Source organism: Streptosporangium sp. NPDC001559 (assembly GCF_042893955.1).
Classification (GTDB): domain Bacteria; phylum Actinomycetota; class Actinomycetes; order Streptosporangiales; family Streptosporangiaceae; genus Streptosporangium.
Genome location: NZ_JBIAVG010000011.1, coordinates 53,674 through 76,132, shown reverse-complemented (window position 1 = coordinate 76,132; position 22,459 = coordinate 53,674). Strand labels below are relative to the sequence as shown.

Here is a 22,459-nt window from a genome sequence, read left to right as displayed (position 1 = left end):
TTTCGGCACTGCGGGACGGTCACGGCCGCGGCAGGCGGGCGGTGGCGGGATGGACGGCCACCGCGCCTCCGGTACGGCGCGGCGGCAGGGACGTGACGACTTCGGGCTCGGAGGCGCTGCGCTCCGCGCGCTGCAACCGCGTGGACACGGCGGTTGGAATGCGCGTCAGCATCGGCGCTGAGAACGTCCGAACCGAGGCCGTTCCGCAGTCCGGGCACGGCACCGTAGCGGGTGCGGTGCCGATCGGAAAAACGGCCTCAATTTCGGAGCAATGCGGACACCGGTATGCATATGCCGCCATAGCATGCACCCTTCGAGCGAATTCAATCCGGTCCTCCCCGGTCGTGATCCCTCTCTACCGATGCAACCTCGGGAAACAGTCTCAGAGTCGGATGTATCCGCAATTTAACGTGTGAATTGGATGTAATCCATCTCACTTCCGTCAACTTGCTCACGCATTAAGGTAGATCGCTCAGTTCATGGGCGGAAATTTGGGGATATGTCTTTCGTGCTGAATAAGTGAACTATGTTACTTTTTGCCGATCCGGCTCCCCTGAAGTGGCCGTGACCCATCCCTCGGCCATTTGAGTTGCTTGGTCCGGCTGCCTGCGGCTGAGTTCGATTTCAGGTTGGTCGTCGGTAGGTGTCGATCAGGGTGTCGAGGGTCTGGACGATCCGTTCGCGGAGTTCGACGGGGGCGAGGACCTCGGCGTCGGCGCCGAGTTTGAGGAGTTCGGGGAGGGCCTGTTCGACGGACTCGATCGGGATGGTCACCCGCGTCCAGCCGTCGGGATCCGGGGCCGTGGAGGTCCGCCGTGCGGCGTGGACCACGGCCGGTTCCATCAGATGGGGCAACCGGTCGAGGGCGTTGGGGGAGAGACGGAGCGTCGCCTCCCCCTGGTGCCGGCGCGCGTCGAAACACTCCAGATAGGTCCGCCAGTAGTCGGCCAGGTCGAACCCGTCGGGCCGGTCGAACCGCTCGTCGAGGACGTCGAGGTCCAGGATTCGCGAGACTCGGTAGGTACGGATCCGTTCGGCGCCACCGGCCACGAGGTACCAGCGACCCGCCTTGAGGACCAGTCCGTACGGCCTCACCGTCCGGGTGGTCTCGTGTGGTTCCTCCCAGCGCAGATAGCGCATTCGTACGGCGAGGCCGTTCCACACCGCGTCCGCGATCGCGGTCAGGTACGGCGCGCGCTCGGCGTCGCGGTACCACGATGGGGCGTCGAGGTGGAATCGCCGGGTGAGCCGCTCCGCGCGCTCGCGGAGCTCGGCGGGCAGCGCGGCCATGAGCTTGAGCTCCGCGGCGGTCACGACGGCGCCGAGACCCAGGTCGGCGGCGGCCGCGGGCAGTCCGGTCAGGAAAAGCGACTCGGCCTCGTCGGCGGTCAGCCCGGTCAGGCGGGTGCGGAAACCGCCGAGCAGCCGGTAACCGCCGTCGTGTCCCGGCTCGCCGTACAGCGGCACACCCGCCGCGCTCAGGGATTCCATGTCACGGTAGACGGTGCGCACGGACACCTCCAGCGTGTCAGCCAGCTGCCGCGCCGTCATCCGCTCCCGGGTTTGCAGCAGCAACAGGATCGACACCAACCGGCTCGCGCGCATGACGCGAAGCCTGCCGCACTCCACTGACAGAAGGTGTCAGGGAAGCGGCGCTAGCGTCCGCGGCCATGGACATCGATCTCAACCAGTTCGTTGATCGCTATATCGCCGTATGGAACGAGCCTGATCAGGAGGTCCGCCGCGGTGCCGTCGCCACGCTGTGGGCCGAGGACGGCGTCGAGATCATCGAGTCGGCGCGGTACCGCGGTCATGAGGCCATCGAGGACCGGATCACCCGGGCCCACAACGAGTTGGTGCGGGACGGGGGGTTCGTCTTCCGGTCCGCGAACGACACGACCGGCCATCATGACGCGGTCAGGTTCACCACGCACATGATCCCCGCCGGTGGCGGCGACATCGCGTGGACCGGCTTCGTCTTCGTCATCCTTGGCGAGGACGGGCTCATCCGGTACGACTACCGGTTCACCGTGGAGACTCCCGCTGACCGGAAGGACGCGAGCACCCTTCCCATCGTGGAGGACTTCCTCCGCCGACTGGGAGAGGGCGACCCGGACCGGATCGCCGAGTTGTTCGCCGACCGTGTCGACTGGCGGCTGGACTGGCCGGTCGGCGGTCATCCGGCGGTGCCGTGGATCCGGCCTCGCTCGACCCGTGGGGACGTCGCCGACCACTTCCGCGAGATAGCCGCCTTCCACGTCCCCGGGAAAGCGGGCGGATCGGCTTCCCGCATCGTCGTGGACGGCGCCGACGCGGTCGTGCTCGGCGACATCCGGCAGACGGTGAGGGCCACCGGCAAGTCCTACACGGCGCTGTGCGCGCTGCACCTCACCGTCGAGGACGGCCTGATCACCCGCTACGCCGTCTACGAGGACAGTCTCACCGTGGCCGAAGCCCTCGACGACCGGCCCGTGGAAGGTCGTCGCTGACGGCGACGGTGGTTGTCGCGGGCCCGGCCGGGACCGGACAACGGCCGTCGGCCTCGTGGCGTGACAGCCGCCCGGTTGGGGAGAGCGGACGAGGCGGACGGCCAAGTGTTCCCGGTTCAACCTCCATGGCGTGGACCTCGATCCGGCCGTCGAGGTATTCGCCCGCGGTGATGGTGCTCATCGAGACGGACCGAAAAAGAACCGAGACGGACCGGGGAAGACGGGAACGGTTCTGCTCTGCGCGGATTGGGCTGAACGTGGGGGTGGCGTCTCCTTAAGGTGAGGTATGGCCTCTTCCGTTCCGCCGCTGCGTCCGGCGATCGTTCGGACCGACTCCAAGCCGTCTCCGGTTCGCGAGCCGTTGTGGCGGCACGCGCTCGGTGAGTGCCTCAGAGGTCTTCGTCACGAGCGGGGCGAGAAGCTGAGTGAGACGGCACGTCGTGCCGGGGTCTCGCCGCAGTATCTCTCCGAGATGGAACGGGGCGTCAAGGAGCCGTCGAGTGAGATGATCGCCGCGGTCGCCGGGGCGCTGGATGTGACCCTGATCGACTTGACCCTCGCCGTCTCCGAGAGCCTGCGGTCCGCGCAGAGCGGTGTGTCGAGAGGCGCCACCTGCTCGGCGGCGTACGCCCTGGCCGCGTAGCCGCCGGGATCACCCGCGGGCGGGCGAACGCTCCTCGATGATCTGGTCGAGGAGTCCGTACTCCAGGGCCGCGGCCGCGGTGAACACGCGGTCGTGGTCGGTGTCGGCGCGGAGGGTCTCGATCGTCTGACCGGTGTGCCGTGACAGTACGCGTTCGATGTCCGCCCGGACACGGACGACCTCGTCGGCCTGCAGGATGAGGTCGGGGATCGTCCCGCGCCCCTGAGCGGCGGGCTGGTGCAGGATCACCCGGGCGTGCGGGAGAGCGGCGCGCTTTCCCTCGGTGCCCGCGGCGAGAAGGACGGCACCGACCGCCACGGCCTGCCCGACGCAGGTCGTCGAAACCCGTGGGCGGATGTAGCGCATGGTGTCGTATATCGCGAGCATCGCGCTCGGGTCCCCGCCCTCACAGTTGATGTAGAACTGTATTTCGGCCTCGGGGTTGTCCGACTCCAGGAAAATCAGCTGCGCGATGAGCGCGTTCGCGACGCCGGCGTCGATCGCGGTGCCCAGATAGACGATTCGCTCGGTGAGCAGGTGCGAGTAGACATCCATGATGCGCTCGCCCCGGGGGTTCTGGGCGATGACGTTCGGGATCGTGTATGTGCTCACTGGCCGACTCCTCCGGTGATGCCGAAACCGGTTCGGGGGCGATTGTGCGGTGCGATGTCGTGGAAGTCCTGCACGATCGTGTCTATGAAGCCGTATTCCAGTGCCTCCTGCGCCGTGTACCAACGGTCGTGCAGAGAGTCCTCGAATATGCGCTCGACGGACTGCCCCGTGTCCTCGGCGATGAGACCGAGCACCGTGTCGCGAGTGTGCCGCAGGTCACCGGCCTGGAGTTCGATGTCGACCGCGGTGCCACCGATTCCCGCCGAGCCCTGGTGCATCAGGACGCGTGAGTGCGGCAGGGCGCGGCGCTTTCCCCTGGCCCCCGAAGAAAGCAGGAACTGCCCGGCGCTGTAGGCGATGCCCAGGACGAGGGTCGACACATCACAGGGAATGAGTCGAATGACGTCGCGAATGGCGAGCATTGAGGGAACGGAACCGCCCGGGGAGTGAATCCAGAGCGCGATGTCCGTTGACGCGTCCTGTGTGGCGAGCGCTATCAGTTGCGTGGCCAGCAGGGTCCCGTTGTCGTCGTCGAGAGGGCCGTCGAGAACGAGGACACGCTGTTCGTAGAGTTCGCGCCTCACCCGCGTGTCGAAAAGCGGAGGATTCGATTTTTCGCTCATGCGTCCATGATGTGAGGCGATTCGGACCGGGGTCGACACGATCCGCCTGGGGCAGATCTGCTCTGAGCAGCGTGGGTTCGGTTTCCGGCCCGGTTCTGGGATCGAGCGCGCTCTCCTTGGATTCGGCCCCTCGGAGACCGGGACACCCGGAGGATCAAGGCCTCTCCGCGACCGGTCGCCCGGCCCCGGTGTCGGGGGCCGGGGCGTGGAGTATCGCGGGCAGGAGGACGAAGTCGACGATCTCGGTGATCGCGTCCTCGCCCGGTGGCCGGCCGTACAGCACGATCTCGTTGCGGATCAGGTCGAGCGGGAGGGTGGTCACGCGCGAAGGCAGGAGGACGGGGAGGATCTCGTTCCGCTCGACGGCTCGCCGGACCATGGTCGCGACCTGTCGTCCCCGGGTTGTGACGGCCAGCCGGGCGCGTAGGGCGTGGGCGGCCTCCGGGTCGCGGGCCGTCTCGGCCGTCATCCCGGCGAGGACCTCGCCGTGCACGGAGCCGAATCGGTGGGCGATCTGCCGCATCATGGCGAGCAGGTCGGTCCGCAGCTCGCCGGTGTCCGGTGGCTCGGTGTCCGAGGGCGCCGCGTGGTCGAGGGCCGCGAGCGCGAGTTGTGCGCGGGTGGGCCAGCGGCGGTGGATCACCGGTCGGCTGGTACCCGCTCTGGCGGCCACGGCCTCCATGGTCAGCTTGGCGTAGCCCACCTGGGTCAGCAGATCCCAGGTGGCGTCGAGGATGGCCTGCTCCAGCCGTTCCCCTCGCCGTCGGCCCATCGTGCACTCCTTTAGATGCGTTGCGCATCTTATTGGGAACGGTCTACTTTAGATGCGATCCGCATCTTATCCGCCGCGTGCGAAGGTGAGGCGTGATGGCTGTGCGTGAGAACCATGTCCTGGATGTGGGCGGAGCCCGCATCCACTACGAGGTCCGCGGTTCGGGGCCGGTGCTCCTGTTGATCCCTGGGAGCAACGGCGACGCCGGGTTCTTCGACGCCATGGCCGATCGGCTGGCCGATCGTCATACGGTCGTCAGCTACGACCGGCGAGGCTTCTCCCGGAGCTTCGCCCAGGAGGAGCCCGCAGGGTGGATCGAGACGCACGTCGAAGACGCGCGCCGCCTGATCGGTGCCGTCTCCGAGGGACCGGTCCGTGTTTTCGCCACAAGCGCGGGAGCCGTCATCGGGCTCGACCTCATCGGTCGGCATCCCCGGCTGGTCAGCAGGCTCGTGGCTCACGAACCGCCCATCTTCGAGGTTCTGCCGGACGCCTCGCGCTGGCGCGCCTTCTTCGATGAGGTCGGCGCGACCTACCGGAGCGAGGGACAGGAAGTGGCGATGCGTCGATTCCTGGCGGGCATCGGGGTCGCCGAGGCTCGGCGACCGGCCGATCCCGATCCGGAGTTGCTCGCCCGCATGTCCGGGAACACGCACACCATCCTGACCCAGGAAGTGCCCAACGCTCCCGGCCACCGTCCGGACTTCGCCGCGCTTGACGCGTGGCGTGATCGCGTCGTCCTGGCGGGTGGCCGGGACTCCCGTGCCCACTTTCCCTACCGGCCGGCCGTCGTGCTCGCGGCCCGATGGAATCGGCGGGTCGTCGACTTTCCGGGGGACCATCTGGGTTACTGGTCCCACCCCGATGAGTTCGCCGCCGTTCTGGAGGGCTGCGTGACCGTGTGACCCGGAATTTCGGAGTGGCGATGATTGCCTTTGCGGAAACTCCGTTACGGCTTCCGGGGTGTTCGGCTCAGGACCGGAGTGTTTGGTGGTCGCCGATCTCGGTTGAAACCAAAGGTAAAGGTCCTGAGGATCGCCGCTCGGCGATAGGTTTGTGGGGGTTCTCGCTTTTGAGAAGTGAGGGCTGTGGTCAAGCGGTTGGTGGATGCGCCTGCCGTACGTCTGTCCCGTAAGCTCTCTCGATCCTCGGAGGTCAACGTGCCTAATGTACGACGTCTCATCCTCGTGGCGGCGGTCGGCGCCGGTGCGGTCGCCATGGCTCTGACCTCGACGTCCATTGTCAGTGCGGCCGGCCCGTCACCTGCGGACACCGCGACGATCACGCCTCGGGAGAAGAGACTTCCGCAGTCGGACAAAGCGGTGACGATAACCGTGGACCCCAGCACCGGCCGGGTACTGGAGGTGTCGGAGGGGAAGTCGTCGACGCTCGGCGGGAAGACGGTGAACGTGGATCCGCTTACCGGTCAGGTGCTATCGCTGTCCACGAACGGGAAGTAATCCCGGTGAATCTCGTCTCCGGTTTCGACGGTCCGTGAGTCGACGTTCTCCATACGCAGAGCGGGAAGGCTCGGCCTCCCCGCTCTCGATCGTTCAACGTGAGCGACGATGTCGCTCGGTCATGTCCTCACCGGTGGCTCAGTAGAGCGTGACGCTGGTGCCGGTGACGAGCGAACCGTTGAAGTTGACGTAGCTGTTGGGACCCCACGGGCCGCTGCAGGGTGACGATCCCTGATAGGTCCAGCAGGCCCGGCCCCTGTAGTTGCCGGTGTCGAAGTAGGACCGGGAGGGCCAGCTTCCGGTCTTCGTGCCCGCACTGCCGTAGAACCCCTGGTGCGCGTACGGGACCTGGCCGGACGCGTAGCAGAAGTCACCCGAGTTGCAGATGTTGTGCTGGCTGATCGCGGGGGTGGAGATGGCTCCCTCGGTCACCGACAGCACCTTGCCGGTTCGCGGGTCCACCGAGATCGTGTGCGGGGCGTCGGATTTGAGGAGTTCGAGTTGCTGTGGACTGAGGGCCGAGACGTCGGCCGACGCCGGAATCGGAGTGGAGTCCGCGGCCATGGCGGTGTGAGGCGAGAGCAGTGCCGTCGCGGCGGCAGCGGCGCCGACAATGGAAGCCAGCATAATTCGTCGTGACTTTAACACGTGCAACCTCCGGTGGTAGGCGATAAAGGCGGGTTGAAATTCAAATCCCGCCTTCGCACTTCTTAAACATATCCCTCCCGTCGTCGAATGCGGTGTGATGTGGATCACAATTCATATCGTGTTCCGCTCGTCGCCGCAGGTGGCAGGGGTTTCCGTGCGGGCACCGTCGGTAAGAATTGCAGCTCACCACAGCCGTTCTCGCGGATTTGCGACCTCCGGTCGCCGGCGATTATTACGGAGTGTGTGAGCGTTAATTTCAGTTCGTGATTTCCCTGGGTTCTGAAAGGTGGTTCCCGGGCGACACGAACAAGCATTTCGGTCCCGCCGCGGCCGATGACGCCCTCCGGTGCGGGCCGGGGCTTTCCGCGATCGATCCGATCCCCCGCGGAGTGACGGGCTCCGTGGGTCGCCCCGGAAACGGAAGCCGATGCCGCCCCTATGGGGGTCCTTGACGGGGTGGGAGGCGTCCGTGAGGATCTGTGGGCTTCGGCTCTTTCGTGGTAGTCGTCCTAAATGGGGTGATTGTCTTGGCTGAAACTCCGCTATGGCTTCAGGGGCGTTCGGCCGTGGTCGCGGCCACGGATCCGAGTGAGTGGCGGGACGGCCTGCCCGACTACGACCTCTCGCACGAAGTCATGCCACGGCAGCGGACGCACCACTTCGAACCCGGTTCGCTGGAGGCCGTGGTCGAGGGGATCGTGCAGGTCTTCGAGATGGAGGTCTCGCACAAGAAGGACCCGGCGACCTGGGTGTCGATGGTCGCCGACCGTTTCCGGACCAACGTCAACGGCGGCCCGTGGGCCACCGCGGCGGACATCGCGGAGATCGGCAGCTACAACGTCCTGATCGGCGAGAGCGTCTTCTACCCGACCGGGCAGGAGACCTTCGACTCCTCACACCGGGTGTTCCACAGGGCGTTTCCCGGCGGATTCTTCTGGGAGGTGCTCGAAGTTCTCAGCCCGCCCCCGACCGTCACCGTCAAATGGCGCCACTGGGGCGTCTTCGAGGGTGAGTACCACGGTTTCCAGCCCACCGGGCAGACGATCGAGATGTACGGCGTCAGCATCGCCAAGGTGTCCGACGACCTCAAGCTTGTGGAGGTCGAGCACTACTACGACCCCAACGACTTCCTCGGCAGGCTGACCGGCGGCTGCCCGGTGGCGCACAGGGAGTCATGAGCCCGCCGTGTCGATGCCTCCCCCGGTGAGGTCGGCCGCCCGCCCTCGGTGAGACCGGTCCGGTCGTGTCAGCGGTCGACCACGGTGAAGTTCGGCAGCGCCTCCAGACTTCGGGCGACCGCCGCGAAGCCGTAGTCGAGCATTTCGCGTTCGTAGAGTTCCACGGCGGCCAGCAGGTCGCTCTCGCCCCGGTGGACCTCGGTGAGGCGGCGGCGGAGCAGGGCCGCGTCGCGGAAGGCGGTGTTCGCGCCCTGGCCGCCGCTCGGCGGCATGACGTGGACGGCGTCGCCCAGCAGGGTCACCCGGCGGGTTCCCCAGTGCGGCACCGGCCGCGCGTAGCTGACCTTCAGCGGCGAGCTGTTCACCACGTCGGACCGCTCGACCAGCTCGACCAGGTCCGGGTGCCAGCCATCGATCAGGGCCAGCAGCAGATCGCGGGTCGCGGCCCAGCCGCCGGGCAGCCGCTCGACACGCTCGGGCAGGAACACGGCCCAGCGCAGGTAGCTCTCGGTGGCGGGCAGTTCGACGTCGGGGGCGAGTTCGGCGGCGGCCAGGTGCGGCGGGCGGCGGAACTCCATCTTGCCGAGCAGCATGCTCATGTCCGGGCCGCGCACCACGGTGCCGAAACCCGGCACCAGGCCGGCGAGGCGCTCGGTGAGCGGAGTGCGTCCGAGCAGGCCGTTGCCGCCCAGCGTGACGACCGAGGCGTCGGGCAACAACTGGCGGCGGACCGGAGAGCCGACTCCGTCGGCGCCGACCAGGAGGTCACCGGTGGCCGTGCCGCCGTCGGCGAAGACGGCCCGCACGGTGCCGTCGGGCAGCTCGGCGTACTCGACCAGCCGCCTGCCGTACTCGATCCGGTCGGAGAGGCCGGCCAGTAGCAGGTGCCGCAGCACGTGCCGGTCGGTGGCCATGCCGTCATTGATCGGGCCGAGTCGGTCGATCACGTTGAGGTGCTGGTCGACGACCGGCCGTTCCCCGGACAGCTCTCCTGTGGTGGCCTCCAGCAGGCCGTGCAGCCGTCGCGGCAGGCATTCGCGTAGCGCGGCGAGCCCCGCCCCGCCGATGCCGATCCGGAAACCCTGGTAGCGGCTGTGGGCGCCCGTCTCCCGCTCGTAGATCCGCACGTCGATCCCGGCCTGGACCAGCCCCTGCGCCAGGCACAATCCGCCGATGCCCGCCCCGATCACCAGAACCCGCATGGTGACTCCCTTGACTTGAACACCGCTCAATTGAGCGATGTTCAAGTTACTTGGTCGGTGTTCAAGTGGCAAGCTCTCCGTGGAGGACGAGGAGAAGGGGGAAGCGGATGCCGCTCCGGCAGGCCGATGTGCTCCGTGGCGCGATGGAACTGCTCGACGAGGTGGGTCTCGACGAGCTGACCACCCGCAGGCTGGCGGACCGGCTCGGTGTCCGGGTGGGCGCCCTGTACTGGCACTACCCGAGCAAGACCGCCCTGCTGGACGCCCTGGTCGAACGGATCGTCGACGAGATTCTCGCCGAGCCCCTCCCGGAGCAGGACTGGGCGGGCCGGCTGCGGGAGCTGGCCGTACGGGCTCGCTCGACCATGCTGGCGCACCGGGACGGAGCCCGGCTGGTGGCCTCCTTCAGCGTGCTGCCGGCCTCGGCCGTGGCCTACTTCCAGGCACTGGTCGACTCACTGCGCACGGCGGGCGTCCCGGAGCGGGACGCGGAGCTCGGCGCGGACCTGCTGACGAGTTTCACGAACGGTTTCACGCTTGAGGAGCAGGCCCGGCAGGCCAAGATATGGCCCCGTGACCGGCGCGACGAGACCTTCCTCAGTGAGCTGGACATTCTCATCAACGGCATCCGGGTGAGCCTTCTGGAGAAATGACCCGCCGTGAATGAGTAGTGCTGCCTGTACCTGGATCTTCCACCAGGCGGGATGGGGCGCGGTGCGTCCGCGCGGAACGCTTGTCGGCGTACGGCCCTGAGCCGCCGTGCTTTTCGCGTGCGGCCAGGAGATTCCCGTCCTTTCTGGAATTCTGGAAGAGGAATGTCAATGCGAAGAAAGGCGTTGACCGGTGTCGTCGTGCTGGCGGCGACGCTGGGATTGACGGTGGTGGCCCCACCCACCCAGGCCACCCCGGGTCCGTCCAAGGAATCCCCCGCAGGAAAAGCCACAGGAAAAACCACGGAACCGGTGACGATCACTCTGATCACCGGCGACCGGGTGACCCTCACCCCGTCCGGATACCGGGTACGGCCGGGCAAGGGCCGGGAGAAGGTGGCGTTCGTCGGTCAGCGGCACCGGGGCCACCTGTTCGTGTTCCCCTCGGACGCCCACCCGCTGGTCGAACGGGGGCTGGTGGACGAGCGGCTGTTCGACGTCACCCAGCTGGCCGCCTGGAACTACGACGACGCGCACCGCCAGGACGTGCCAGTGCTGGTGCGTTCAGGCGGGAAGACGACCCCCTCCCTGACCTCGGCGAAGACGGGCTGGCGGAGCCGGGAACTGAAGCTGGCCGCCATGAAGGTGACCAAGGCGAAAGCCGTACAGGCCTGGGGGGAGCTGAGCCGGGGCGCCGAGGCGCGTGCCCTCGGCGAGGGGGTCTCCAAGCTGTGGCTGGACGGCAGGTTGTCCCTGGACCTGGACCAGAGCGTGCCGCAGATCGGCGCGCCCGCGGCCTGGCAGCGCGGGCTGACCGGCAAGGGGGTGAAGGTGGCCGTGCTGGACAGCGGCTACGACTCCGGCCACCCCGACCTGAAGGACGTGGTGACCCAGACCAGGAACTTCGGCAACGACCCCGACCCCGAGGACAGGACCGGGCACGGCACCCACGTGACGTCGATCATCGCCGGGTCCGGCGCGGCCTCCGGCGGCAGGTACCGGGGCGTGGCCCCGGACGTCCGCGTCGCCGTGGGCAAGGTCGTGAACAAGGACAGGCAGAGCATCGACGAGTCGGCCGTGCTGGCGGCCATGGAGTGGGCCGCGACCGAGGTCGGGGCCAAAGTGATCAACATGAGCCTGAGCGGCCCGGACGACTACGGGGACGACCCGATGGAGGAGGCGCTGAACACGCTCAGCGCCGACACCGGTGCCCTGTTCGTCAACTCCGCGGGGAACAGCGGGCCGGGGGAGAGCACCCTCGGCACCCCGGGAACGGCGGACGCCGCCCTGACCGTGGGCATGGTGGACAAGTCCGGCGCGATCACCCCCAGGTCCAGCCGCGGACCGAGGGTGGGCGACCTGGCGGTCAAGCCTGACATCACCGCGCCGGGCGCCGACATCACGGCCGCCCGGAGTCAGCTCACCTCGGGAACGGGGTTCTACACCGCCAAGACCGGCACCTCCATGTCGGCGCCGCACGTGGCGGGGGCCGCGGCGCTCCTGGCCCAGGAGCATCCGGACTGGAACGGGGAGCGGATCAAGGGCGCGCTGATCGGCAGCGCCACCCGGAACCCGGCCCTTTCCGCCTACGACCAGGGCACCGGGCTGGTGAACGTGGACCTGGCGACCAGCCAGCGGGTGAGCGCGGCGCCGGGCAACGTGTGGCTGGTGCTGCCGTCCCCGAACGGGGAGACCGCCACCAGGACCAGGACCGTCACCTACGCCAACGCGGGAGACCAGCCGGTCACCCTGAACCTGGCGCTGGAACCGGCCAAGGCGGGCGGCACCCTGCCCACCGGGCTGCTCGGCCTTTCGGCGAGCACACTGACGGTGCCCGCCGGAGGTGAGGCGTCGGTGACCCTGACCGCGTCCTCGGCGGGTGTCCCGGCGGGCGCCTACCCGGGCGCGCTGGTGGCCACCGCCGCCGGTGGGGCGCGGGTGCGCACCCTGGCCGGGGCGTACGTGGAGCCGGAGGCGCACGACGTCACCATCAACCTGATCAACCGCGTGGGTCCCACTCCGCTGGACGCCGACGTGACGGTGTACGACCTCAAGGGGCGGCAGCTGTTCGTGCCGCTGGTCGACGGGCAGGGCAGGGCCCGGCTCACCGCGGGCCAGTGGTACGTGGGAGGCCGGATGAGGGACGTCGAGGGAGGAACCACCGTCTTCGCCACGGCCCTGACGGTGGACCACGACCAGACGGTCACCCTGGACGGACGGCAGGCCAAGGAGGTGACGTTCTCGGCGGACGATCCGACCGCCGTGATGGTTCCGTACGTCAGGCTCAAGATCAGCCACCGGCAGGGCGAGAACGAGTTCCACCTGGTGGAGACCGCCACCCAGGGGGCGTACGTGATCCCGGCCACCGTGCCGGGCCTCGTCTACCAGGCTGCGGACAACCTGGTGAAGGAGGGGGCGCGCTTCAGCCCGTACCGGTACGACCTGGTCGACCGGCGGGAGGGCGGGCTGCCCGCAGACCCGGCCCACCGGGTCGTGACCGGGTCGCTGGCCAGGGTCGTCGGCACCTACCGCGCGGCAGGGACGCAGACCGAGGGGACGGCGTCGGCCGGGAGTCCCGATTTCGACCTGCCCGGCAGCCCGGTCGCGATGCCCGGCACACTGACCTCCTACCGCACGCCGAACCTGGTCTGGGACTCCCGGCTGCAGTACGGCGAGCTGAACTCGGTCGAGTATCGCCAGCCCGGCGTCCTGCTGCCGCCCGGATCCTACGAGGAGGTGTGGAACAGCGCCGTCTTCGGCCCGGACGTGACCGGGAACAAGTCCGACCGGACCGGTGACCGGTTGAGTTACGAACTCGGGATGACGCACGCCGAGGGCGGGCCGGGCCGTGGCGGGGCCGACGACGAGGTCACCGGAACGGCCACCCTGAGCAAGGACGGCACCGTGATCGAGCGGATGGAGTGCGACCCCGGCTTCGACTGCCGCCTGACCGCGGACCTCCCCGCCGCGACCGGGGTCTACACCCTGACCGAGAGGACGACCAGGAACGTGACCTACGCGTCCCTGTCCACCTCGGTCGAGGCGACCTGGACCTTCCACTCGGGTCACACCGCCGACGAGCAGCCGCTGCCGCTGCTCGGGGTACGGATGACCCCGGTGCCGCTGGACGACCTCAACCGGGCCGGGCACGGGCGGCGCACCCACATCCCGATGACCTTCGTCCGGGCCGCCGGCCACCCCGTCCCGAACCTGACCTCGCTCAAGGTCGAGGCCTCCTTCGACGACGGCGCCACCTGGCAGCAGGCGCAGTCCACGTTCAACGGCAACGGCGCGGTGGCCCAGGTGGACAACCCGTCCTCCGGTGACTTCGTGTCCCTGCGGGTGACGGCCGTCGACGGCAACGGCGACACCCTCACCCAGACCGTGCTGCGGGCCTACGGCCTGACCGGTTGATCCATGGATGATGCCCGCGCCGCCCACCCGGCGGCGCGGGCATCGCTCGTCCCACGGCCTGGAGGCGGGTGACGCAGGGCCTGCGGGGAGAGGTCCAAGGTCCCTGTCCCGGGGAGGTACCGGCCGGAAACGCTGTGTGTCGACCACCGTGTCCTGGGCGGCACGGCGACACACAGTGGAGGAAACCATGAGTGCGGGAGACGCGCCGGACAGGCGTCCGGCGCTGATGCTGACCCTGGCCACGGCCGGTTTCGCGATCAACTTCTGGGCGTGGGCGCTGCTCAGCCCGTTGGCGCCGAGGTTCAAGGAGGCCCTGCACCTGAGCCCGTTCCAGCAGGCGCTGGTGGTGGCGGTGCCGGTGGTCGTCGGCTCCCTCGGCCGCGTCCCGGTCGGCGCGCTGACCGACCGGTACGGCGGGCGCGTCATGTTCCCGCTGGTGTCGCTGGCGACCGTCGTCCCGGTGCTCTATCTGGGGCTTGCCGGGCAGACGTCCCTGGCAGGGCTGCTGGTCGGAGGCTTCTTCCTCGGCGTCGGCGGCACGACCTTCGCGATCGGTGTGCCGTTCGTCAACGCCTGGTTCCCGCCCGCGCGGCGCGGCCTGGCCGTCGGTGTGTTCGGCGCGGGCATGGGCGGCACCGCGATCAGCGCGCTGACCACGGTCAAGCTGGTCGACGTCGGCGGCGGCGCGACCCCGTTCGCGGTCACCGCCGTCGTGCTCTGCGGGTACGCGGCGGTCGCGGCGCTGCTGCTGCGGGACGCGCCGGGCCGTACGGTGCCGGTCGAGTCGATGGCGCGGCGGCTGGGGGACACGCTCCGGCTGCGGGTGACCTGGCAGGCCTCGGCGCTCTACGCGGTGGCCTTCGGGGGGTACGTGGCGTTCTCGGTCTATCTGCCGGCCTACCTCAAGACCGCGTACGCGCTGGACCAGGCCGACGCCGCCAACCGGATGGCCGGGTTCGTGCTGCTTGCGGTGCTGATGCGTCCGGTCGGCGGGTGGCTGTCGGACCGGTTCGCGCCGACCAGGGTGCTCGCCTGGACGCTGGTCGTCGTCGTGGCCGGTGCCACGGTCCAGGCGTTCACCCCCGGCCTGGCACCCCTCGGGACGGTCGCGTTCCTGTCCATGGCCGCGGCCCTCGGCGCGGGCAGCGGCGCGACGTTCGCCCTGGTGGCGCTGCTCGCCCCGGCGAACAAGGTCGGCTCGGTCACCGGGATCGTGGGCGCCGCGGGCGGTCTGGGCGGGTTCGTGCCGCCGCTGCTGATGGGCGTCATCTATGGCTGGTACGGCAGCTACGCCCTCGGCCTGGGGCTGCTGGCCCTGGTCGCGCTGGCCGCTCTGCTGCTGGACACCACCGCCGTCGCCAGGACGGCCCGCCGCGCCGTGCGTCCGCGCCTGGTCGAAGGGTCGGAGGCGTCCGGGACTTAGGACCCGGCTGATCGGGACCGTCGGCACCTGACGTGCGACCCGGTGCCACGGGAGCCTGAGTACGCGTCCCGCGATCGAAGGAGTGCAGCACCGTGTCACCACACCCCCAGACCCCCGCGACGGACTCGGTGCCCGGTGTGGCGCCGCTGTTGGCCGTACGTCGCTTCCTGACGAAGGAGACGGTCGGCGACGGGGGACGGACCCTGCACCAGATCGACCGCAACGCCTGGGAGACGTTCTACCGGGACCGGTGGCGCTACGACCGGGTGGTCCGCTCGACGCACGGCGTCAACTGCACCGGCTCGTGCTCGTGGAACGTGTTCGTGAAGGACGACCTCATCACCTGGGAACACCAGGCGACGGACTATCCGACGACGGGTCCCGACGCGCCGGACTACGAACCTCGTGGCTGCCCGCGCGGGGCGTCCTTCTCCTGGTACGAGTACTCGCCGTCCCGGGTACGGCATCCGTACGTGCGCGGGGCGCTGGCCGAGATGTTCCGCGAGTCGCTGGAGCGCCTCGGCGACCCGGTGCTCGCCTGGGCCGACATCGTCGAGAACCCCGTGAAGGCGCAGGCCTACAAGAGCCTGCGGGGCCGGGGCGGCTTCGTGCGGGCCTCGTGGGAGGAGGCGATCACCATGATGGCCGCCGCCCACGTCCACACGACGAAGAAGTACGGCCCGGACCGCGTCGTGGGGTTCTCGCCGATCCCGGCGATGTCGATGGCGTCGTTCGCCGCGGGCACCCGGTACCACGCGCTGCTCGGCGGCACGCTGCTGAGCTTCTACGACTGGTACGCCGACCTGCCCGTCGCCTCCCCGCAGATCTGGGGCGACCAGACCGACGTGCCTGAGGCCGGAGACTGGTGGAACTCCACCTACCTGATGATGTGGGGCTCCAACATCCCGGTGACCAGGACCCCGGACGCGCACTTCCTGGCCGAGGCCCGCTACCGGGGCACCAAGGTCGTGGCCGTGAGCCCCGACTACGCCGACAACGTCAAGTTCGCCGACGACTGGCTCGCGCCGCACCCCGGCACCGACGGCGCCCTGGCGATGGCCATGGGTCACGTCGTCCTCACCGAGTTCTTCCGCGACCGCCAGGTGCCGTACTTCACCGACTACGTCCGCCGCTACACCGACCTGCCGTTCCTCGTCACGCTCAGAAGAAGGGAGAACGGCGCCTGGACCTCCGACCGCTTCCTGACCGCGAAGGACCTCGGCGAGGAGGGCCAGGGCGCCGCGCACCGGACGGTGTTCCTCGACGAGCGCACGGGCGAGCCGGTCGTACCGAACGGCTCACTCGGGTTCCGGTACGGCGAGCGGGACGCGGGCCGGTGGAACCTCGACCTCGGCGAGGCCGTACCGGCGCTGGGCCTGCTCGGAACGACCGACGAGGCCGTCGAGGTCGAGCTGGCCAGGTTCGACGTCGGGGAGACCGAGGGCGGCGCCACGACGCGCAGGGGAGTGCCGGTCATCCGGATCGGCGGCCACCTCGTGACGACCGTGTTCGACCTGCTCATGGCCCAGTACGGCGTGCGCCGCGGCGACCTGCCGGGGAGCTGGCCGAGCGGCTACGACGACGCGGAGGAGCCCAACACCCCGGCCTGGCAGGAACGCGTCACCGGGGTTCCCGCGGCCCTCGCCGCCCGGATCGCCCGGGAGTTCGCGCGCAACGCCGAACGCAGCCGGGGCCGTTCCCTGATCGTCCTGGGCGCCGGGGCCAACCAGTGGTTCCACTCCGACATGACCTACCGGGCGTTCATCTCGCTCGTCCTGCTGACCGGCTGCCAGGGTGTCAACGGCGGCGGCTGGGCGCACTACGTCGGCCAGGAGAAGGCCAGGCCGCTGACCGGCCAGCAGCACATGTCCTTCGCCTTCGACTGGCAGCGCCCGATGCGGCACCAGGCCGCCACGCCGTACTGGTATCTGCACACCGACCAGTGGCGCTACGAGCGGGTGCCCGCCGACGAGCTGGCCTCGCCGCTGGGCACCGGCCGGTTCGCCGGCATGACGTTCGCGGACACCGTCGCCGCGGCCCAGCGGATGGGGTGGAGCCCCGGCCACCCGGCCTTCGACCGCAACCCCCTCGACCTCACCGACGAGGCCGCGGCGGCGGGCCGTACGGTCCAGGAGCACATCGTGGAAGAACTGAAGGCCGGGCGGCTCGGGGCGGTCGCCGACGACCCGGACGACCCGGCGAACTTCCCCCGCTGCCTCACCCTGTGGCGGGCCAACCTGCTCGGCTCCTCGGGCAAGGGCAACGAGTACTTCATGCGGCACCTGCTCGGCGTCGACTCCCTCGCCCAGGCGGAGGAGTGCGAACCCGGCGAACGGCCCCGCGACGTGGCCTGGCGTGCGGAGGCGCCGACCGGGAAGCTGGACCTGCTCACCGCGATCGACTTCCGGATGACCAACACCGGGCTGCACGCCGACCTGGTCCTGCCCGCCGCCACCTGGTACGAGAAGCACGACATCTCGACCACGGACATGCACCCGTTCGTGCACGCGTTCAGCCCGGCCGTCGAACCGCCCTCGGACGCGCACACCGACTACGACACCTTCCTCGCCCTCGCCGACCGGGTCAGTGAACTCGCCGCCGTCCACCTCGGCGTACGGCGTGACGTCCTGGCGGTGCCGTTGCAGCACGACACCCCCGACGAACTCGCCACCCCCGGCGGCCGGGCCAGGGACTGGAAGGCGGGGGAGTGCGAGCCCGTCCCCGGCGTGACCATGCCGAAGCTCGTGGAGATCGAACGCGACTACACGCTGATCGGCGCCAAGATGCGGGCGGTCGGCCCGCTGCTCGACACCCTCGGCACGACCACCAAGGCCATCACCGTGGACGTCACCCCGGAGATCGCCTACCTCGCCGAACGGAACGGCGTCGTCACCGAGGGCCCGTTCGCCGGGCGCCCGTCGCTGGCGACCGCCGACCGGATGTGCGAGGCGATCCTGGCGCTGTCGGGGACCACCAACGGTCGGGTGGCCGCCGCCGGGTTCGCCGCCCTGGAGGCGCGCACCGGGCAGCCGTTCGCCGACCTGATCGAAGGCCACGAGGACGACCACATCACCTACCCGGACACCCAGGCCGCGCCGCAGCCGGTGTTCACCAGCCCGGAGTGGTCCGGCTCGGAGAAGGGCGGCCGCCGCTACTCGCCGTTCACCCTCAACGTCGAACGGTCCAAGCCGTGGCACACCCTCACCGGCAGGCAGCACTTCTTCGTCGAGCACGACTGGGTCGCCGAACTGGGCGAACAGCTGCCCGCCTTCCGGCCGCCGCTGAACATGGCGCGCCACTTCGGCAGGCCCGGCGAGGTCGTCGACGGCGGCGTGACGGTACGGTTCCTCACCCCGCACGCCAAGTGGTCGATCCACTCGATGTACCACGACAACGAGCTGATGCTCGCGCTGTCCCGGGGCGGACCGGTCATCTGGATGAGCGTCGAGGACGCCGCGAAGATCGGCGTCAGGGACAACGAGTGGATCGAGGCGCACAACCGCAACGGCGTCGTCGTCGCCCGCGCCGTGGTCAGCCACCGGATGCCCGAGGGCACGGTCTTCCAGTACCACTCGCCGGAGCGGACGGTGAACGTGCCCAAGGCCGAAGGGAACGGCCGCCGCGGCGGTTACCACAACTCGATGACCCGGCTGCTGGTCAAGCCGACCCACCTCGCGGGCGGGCACGCCCAGCTCACCTACGCCTTCAACTACTACGGCCCGATCGGCAGCCAGCGCGACGAGATCACGGTGATCCGCCGTCGTTCGCAGGAGGTGGAGTACTGATGAGAATCCGTGCGCAGGTCGCGATGGTGATGAACCTCGACAAGTGCATCGGCTGTCACACCTGCTCGGTGACGTGCAAGCAGACCTGGACCAACCGCGAGGGCACCGAGTACGTCTGGTTCAACAACGTCGAGACCAAGCCCGGCATCGGCTACCCCAAGCACTACGAGGACCAGGACCGCTGGCACGGCGGGTGGCGGCTCGACCGCAAGGGCAGGCTGGTCCTGCGCTCCGGCGGCCGGATGAAGCGGCTGAGCCGCGTCTTCGCCAACCCGGACCTGCCGTCGATCGACGACTACTACGAGCCCGCGACGTTCGACAAGGACATCCTGGTCGGCGCGCCCGCCGGGCTGAAGGACACCCCGGTCAAGAGGCCGTACTCCGCGCTGACGGGTGAGCCGATGGCCGTGGAGTGGGGGGCGAACTGGGAGGACGGCCTCGGCGGGGCGCACGAACGGGCGGACCGGGACCCGAACATCACCCGGATGCCCGCCGAGGCCGCGGCGAAGGTCAGGTTCGAGTTCGAGAAGACCTTCATGTTCCACCTCCCCCGGATCTGCGAGCACTGCCTCAACCCGGCCTGCGTTTCGGCCTGCCCGTCGGGCGCGATGTACAAGCGGGAGGAGGACGGCATCGTCCTCGTCGACCAGGACAGGTGCCGGGGCTGGCGGATGTGCGTCTCGGCGTGCCCGTACAAGAAGGTGTACGTCAACCACGCCACCGGCAAGGCCGAGAAGTGCACCTTCTGCTTCCCGAGGATCGAGGCGGGCCAGCCGACCATCTGCTCGGAGACCTGTGTGGGACGGCTCCGCTATCTCGGCATCGTCCTCTACGACGAGGACGCCGTCCTCGCCGCCGCGTCGGTGCCGGACGAGCACGACCTGCTCGACGCCCAGCGTGACGTCTTCCTCGACCCCCACGATCCGGCGGTACGGCGGGCGGCCCGCGACGCCGGGATGCCCGAGGAGTGGGTCGAGGCCGCGAGGCTGTCGCCGGTGTGGCGGCTGATCAGCGAGTACCGGATCGCGTTGCCGTTGCACCCGGAGTACCGGACGCTGCCGATGGTCTGGTACGTCCCGCCGCTCTCCCCGGTGCTCGACGCGACCGGCGCGGCGGGCCGTGACGACACCGACGCGGACGACGTCTTCCACACCATCAGGGACCTGCGCATCCCGGTCGAGTATCTCGCCGAGCTGTTCACCGCGGGCGACGCCGACGCCGCCGCCGGGGTCCTGATGAAGCTGGCCGCGATGCGTTCCTACATGCGGGCCAGGACTCTGGACGGCACGGTCGCCGGGGAACTGCTCGACGGCATCGGGATGACGGCCGAACAGGTCGAGTCGATGTACCGGCTGCTCGCGATCGCCAAGTACGACGAGCGGTACGTCATCCCGACCGCCTACAGCGGGGACGCCGCCGCCCTTGAGGCCCAGGCCGTCGCGTCAGGCGGCTGCTCCCTGGACTGCGAGGGCGGCCCGGGCATGGGCGGTTCCGGCGCGGCCGGGTCCGGTGCGGACGGTTCCGGCGTGGGCGGGTTCGGTGCGGACGGTTCCGGGGCGGGCGGGTTCGGTGCAGGTGGTTCCGGTGCGGGTGGTCCTGGCGCGGGTGATGCCGAGCGGGTCAGGGCCGTGACCGAGCGCTTCCACCTCGTCGAGGGCGGTGCCGAGGACGTGCACGTCGGCAGACAGGGGCTCACGACGCGACGCCCCGACGGCCGGACGGGCCTGACCATCGACCCCCTGCGGGACCGGTCATGACCACACCCCCGACCAACACGGCCTTCACGGTGACCCCGGTGACCCCGGTGACCGCGACCACCAGGATCCCGGTGCCCGTGATCGACGTGATTTTGACGGCCGTCACCGATGCGGCCCCCATGCCCGTGATCGATACGGCCCCGGCCGCCATGGACGCGTCCCCGATGGCGGTGATCGATGGAGTCCCGGCCGCCACGGGTACGACCCCGGCGGTGGTGGCCGATGGGACCTCCGTGATCGATGGGACCTCCGTGGCCCCGGCCGACCGGATCCGGCTGTTCCAACTCGCCTCGGTGTTGCTCACCTATCCGGACGCGGAACTGCTCGGCGCCGCCGACGAGCTGCGCGGTGCCGCCGCCGGAATCGGGCACCCGTGGCTGCGCGGGCAGGTCGAGGGGTTCCTCACCTGGCTGACCGGCACGGCGCCGATCGACGCGCAGCGGCACTACGTGCGGACCTTCGACCTGCGCCGTAAGTCCGGCCTCTACCTGACGTACTACCTGCACGGCGACACCCGTAAGCGGGGCATGGCGCTGCTCGTCCTCAAGCGGCGTTACCGTGCCCACGGCCTGCGGCTGGCCGCCGGTGAGCTGCCCGACCTGCTGCCGGTCGTCCTTGAGTTCGCCGCCGTGGTCGGTCCCGGCGAGGGGGAGGCGCCGCTGCGCCAGCACCGGCGCGGCGTCGAACTGCTCCGCGCCGCCCTGGCCGACCTCGGCACGCCGTACGGCCTGCTGCTCGACGCGATCACCGCCGTCCTGCCCGAACTGACCGACGCCGACCGGGCGGCCATCGCGGAGCTGGCCCTGGACGGCCCACCCGTCGAGTCCGTCGGCCTGGACACCCCCGGCTCGAACCCCTGCGGACCGGGCTCTCCTGGCCTGGACCCCTCTGGCCTGAACCTCTGCGGTCCGGGTTCTCCCGGCCTGGGCTCTCTGGGGCCGGATCTCCTGGGCTCGGACCCCTTCAGCCCAGGCCTCCCGGGTCCGGAGGGCCCGGACCTCGACCTCCACGGTGACGAGCTCGGCGGTATCGGCCTGGCACCGTACCCCACCCCCTCCTCGGAGGACCTGCGATGAACACCGTCATCTGGATCGCCCTGCCGTACCTCTGCCTCGTGGTGTTCGTCGGCGGCCACATATGGCGGTGGCGCCACGACCAGTTCGGCTGGACCACGCACACCAGCCAGCTGCTGGAGAACCGGATCCTGCGCCTGGGGTCGCCGCTGTTCCACCTGGGCGCGTTCGGGGCCATCGGCGGGCACGCGATGGGGCTGCTGGTCCCGGCCTCGGTGACCGCGTGGCTGGGTGTCCCCGAGCACCTCTACCACCTGGTCGCGGTCTGGGCCGGTACGGTGACCGGCGTCATGCTCGTCGCCGGGTTCGTCCTGCTCGTCGCCCGTCGCGTGGTCAACCGCCGGGTCAGGCGGAAGACGACCCCCATGGACAGGGTGCTCTACGCGGCCCTGGCGGTCATGATCGGGCTCGGGATGGCCGCCACGGTCGTCGTGAACCTGTTCGGCCCGGGATACGACTACCGGGAGACGGTCGCGGTCTGGTTCCGCGGCGTGTTCCTGTTCTCCCCGCGCGGTGACCTGATGACCGGCGCCCCGCTGGTCTACCAGCTGCACGCCGTCGGCGGCTTCCTGCTCCTGGCGCTGTGGCCGTTCACCCGGCTCGTCCACGTCTGGTCGGCCCCCCTGGCCTACCTGTGGCGCCCCTACGTCGTCTACCGCACCCGCCAGGGCCCCGTCCCACCCGCCCAACCCAGCCCGGCCGCCGTACGCGAGGCGACCGGCAGGTAACC

At 69.6% G+C, this 22,459-nt stretch carries 19 protein-coding genes and 1 pseudogene; 12 read left to right on the top strand and 8 right to left on the bottom strand.

Annotated elements, in window-relative coordinates; translation table 11 throughout:
• Nucleotides 1-19: 19 nt before the first annotated feature.
• The 3 genes and pseudogenes from ACFYY8_RS24225 to ACFYY8_RS24215 form a co-directional block, all read right to left on the bottom strand.
• Nucleotides 20-148 carry a hypothetical protein gene (locus ACFYY8_RS24225; RefSeq protein WP_390044978.1) on the bottom strand — a complete coding sequence of 43 codons (129 nt, stop codon included), beginning with the start codon at nucleotides 146-148 and terminating at the stop codon, nucleotides 20-22.
• Nucleotides 149-181: 33 nt separating this feature from the next.
• Nucleotides 182-301, bottom strand: a pseudogene (locus tag ACFYY8_RS24220) (FmdB family zinc ribbon protein); the annotation flags it as partial.
• A gap of 323 nt (nucleotides 302-624) precedes the next feature.
• Complete coding sequence (locus ACFYY8_RS24215; RefSeq protein WP_390044510.1) at nucleotides 625-1,605, bottom strand: helix-turn-helix transcriptional regulator; 981 nt, start codon at nucleotides 1,603-1,605, stop codon at nucleotides 625-627.
• A 65-nt stretch (nucleotides 1,606-1,670) separates the two neighbouring features.
• Here ACFYY8_RS24215 and ACFYY8_RS24210 point away from each other — a divergent pair, with 65 nt between their 5' ends.
• On the top strand, nucleotides 1,671-2,489 hold the full coding sequence (locus ACFYY8_RS24210) for a nuclear transport factor 2 family protein (protein ID WP_390044508.1): 819 nt from the start codon (nucleotides 1,671-1,673) through the stop codon (nucleotides 2,487-2,489).
• 286 nt (nucleotides 2,490-2,775) lie between these two features.
• On the top strand, nucleotides 2,776-3,132 hold the full coding sequence (locus ACFYY8_RS24205; protein ID WP_352012792.1) for a helix-turn-helix transcriptional regulator: 357 nt from the start codon (nucleotides 2,776-2,778) through the stop codon (nucleotides 3,130-3,132).
• A 9-nt stretch (nucleotides 3,133-3,141) separates the two neighbouring features.
• On the opposite strand, the gene ACFYY8_RS24200 is transcribed toward ACFYY8_RS24205, so the two are convergent.
• From ACFYY8_RS24200 to ACFYY8_RS24190, 3 genes are all read right to left on the bottom strand, one after another.
• On the bottom strand, nucleotides 3,142-3,744 hold the full coding sequence (locus tag ACFYY8_RS24200; protein WP_390044506.1) for a ClpP family protease: 603 nt from the start codon (nucleotides 3,742-3,744) through the stop codon (nucleotides 3,142-3,144).
• On the bottom strand, nucleotides 3,741-4,367 hold the full coding sequence (locus ACFYY8_RS24195) for a ClpP family protease (protein ID WP_390044504.1): 627 nt from the start codon (nucleotides 4,365-4,367) through the stop codon (nucleotides 3,741-3,743). The genes ACFYY8_RS24200 and ACFYY8_RS24195 overlap by 4 nt, the downstream gene beginning before the upstream one ends.
• A 154-nt stretch (nucleotides 4,368-4,521) precedes the next feature.
• Complete coding sequence (locus ACFYY8_RS24190) at nucleotides 4,522-5,139, bottom strand: TetR/AcrR family transcriptional regulator (RefSeq protein ID WP_390044501.1); 618 nt, start codon at nucleotides 5,137-5,139, stop codon at nucleotides 4,522-4,524.
• A 95-nt stretch (nucleotides 5,140-5,234) separates the two neighbouring features.
• Between ACFYY8_RS24190 and ACFYY8_RS24185 the strand changes: the two genes are divergently transcribed.
• Nucleotides 5,235-6,044: an alpha/beta fold hydrolase gene (locus ACFYY8_RS24185; protein WP_390044499.1), complete on the top strand. Its 810-nt coding sequence runs from the start codon at nucleotides 5,235-5,237 to the stop codon at nucleotides 6,042-6,044.
• Between the two features lie 183 nt (nucleotides 6,045-6,227).
• Nucleotides 6,228-6,599 (top strand): hypothetical protein, encoded by a 372-nt coding sequence (locus tag ACFYY8_RS24180; RefSeq protein WP_390044497.1) that lies wholly within the window; start codon nucleotides 6,228-6,230, stop codon nucleotides 6,597-6,599.
• 138 nt (nucleotides 6,600-6,737) lie between these two features.
• On the opposite strand, the gene ACFYY8_RS24175 is transcribed toward ACFYY8_RS24180, so the two are convergent.
• Complete coding sequence (locus ACFYY8_RS24175; protein WP_386191359.1) at nucleotides 6,738-7,226, bottom strand: hypothetical protein; 489 nt, start codon at nucleotides 7,224-7,226, stop codon at nucleotides 6,738-6,740.
• A gap of 548 nt (nucleotides 7,227-7,774) precedes the next feature.
• Here ACFYY8_RS24175 and ACFYY8_RS24170 point away from each other — a divergent pair.
• Nucleotides 7,775-8,425 carry an ester cyclase gene (locus ACFYY8_RS24170; RefSeq protein ID WP_390044495.1) on the top strand — a complete coding sequence of 217 codons (651 nt, stop codon included), beginning with the start codon at nucleotides 7,775-7,777 and terminating at the stop codon, nucleotides 8,423-8,425.
• 68 nt (nucleotides 8,426-8,493) lie between these two features.
• Here the strand turns inward: ACFYY8_RS24170 and ACFYY8_RS24165 are convergent, their stop codons facing one another.
• On the bottom strand, nucleotides 8,494-9,627 hold the full coding sequence (locus ACFYY8_RS24165) for an FAD-dependent oxidoreductase (RefSeq protein ID WP_390044493.1): 1,134 nt from the start codon (nucleotides 9,625-9,627) through the stop codon (nucleotides 8,494-8,496).
• Between the two features lie 107 nt (nucleotides 9,628-9,734).
• Here ACFYY8_RS24165 and ACFYY8_RS24160 point away from each other — a divergent pair, with 107 nt between their 5' ends.
• From ACFYY8_RS24160 to narI, 7 genes are all read left to right on the top strand, one after another.
• A complete protein-coding gene (locus ACFYY8_RS24160; protein ID WP_390044491.1) occupies nucleotides 9,735-10,280 on the top strand; it encodes a TetR/AcrR family transcriptional regulator C-terminal domain-containing protein in 546 nt (181 codons plus the stop codon).
• Between the two features lie 309 nt (nucleotides 10,281-10,589).
• Nucleotides 10,590-13,691 (top strand): S8 family serine peptidase, encoded by a 3,102-nt coding sequence (locus ACFYY8_RS24155; protein WP_390044489.1) that lies wholly within the window; start codon nucleotides 10,590-10,592, stop codon nucleotides 13,689-13,691.
• A gap of 187 nt (nucleotides 13,692-13,878) precedes the next feature.
• Complete coding sequence (locus ACFYY8_RS24150; protein ID WP_390044487.1) at nucleotides 13,879-15,114, top strand: MFS transporter; 1,236 nt, start codon at nucleotides 13,879-13,881, stop codon at nucleotides 15,112-15,114.
• Between the two features lie 92 nt (nucleotides 15,115-15,206).
• Nucleotides 15,207-18,899, top strand: a complete 3,693-nt coding sequence (locus ACFYY8_RS24145) for a nitrate reductase subunit alpha (RefSeq protein WP_390044485.1) — start codon at nucleotides 15,207-15,209, stop codon at nucleotides 18,897-18,899.
• Nucleotides 18,899-20,656: a nitrate reductase subunit beta gene (gene narH / locus ACFYY8_RS24140; protein ID WP_390044483.1), complete on the top strand. Its 1,758-nt coding sequence runs from the start codon at nucleotides 18,899-18,901 to the stop codon at nucleotides 20,654-20,656. The genes ACFYY8_RS24145 and narH overlap by 1 nt, the downstream gene beginning before the upstream one ends.
• Nucleotides 20,653-21,732 carry a nitrate reductase molybdenum cofactor assembly chaperone gene (gene narJ, locus ACFYY8_RS24135; RefSeq protein ID WP_390044481.1) on the top strand — a complete coding sequence of 360 codons (1,080 nt, stop codon included), beginning with the start codon at nucleotides 20,653-20,655 and terminating at the stop codon, nucleotides 21,730-21,732. Before narH ends, narJ begins: the two co-directional genes overlap by 4 nt.
• A complete protein-coding gene (gene narI / locus ACFYY8_RS24130) occupies nucleotides 21,729-22,457 on the top strand; it encodes a respiratory nitrate reductase subunit gamma (protein ID WP_390044479.1) in 729 nt (242 codons plus the stop codon). Before narJ ends, narI begins: the two co-directional genes overlap by 4 nt.
• The last annotated feature ends 2 nt before the right edge of the window (nucleotides 22,458-22,459 follow it).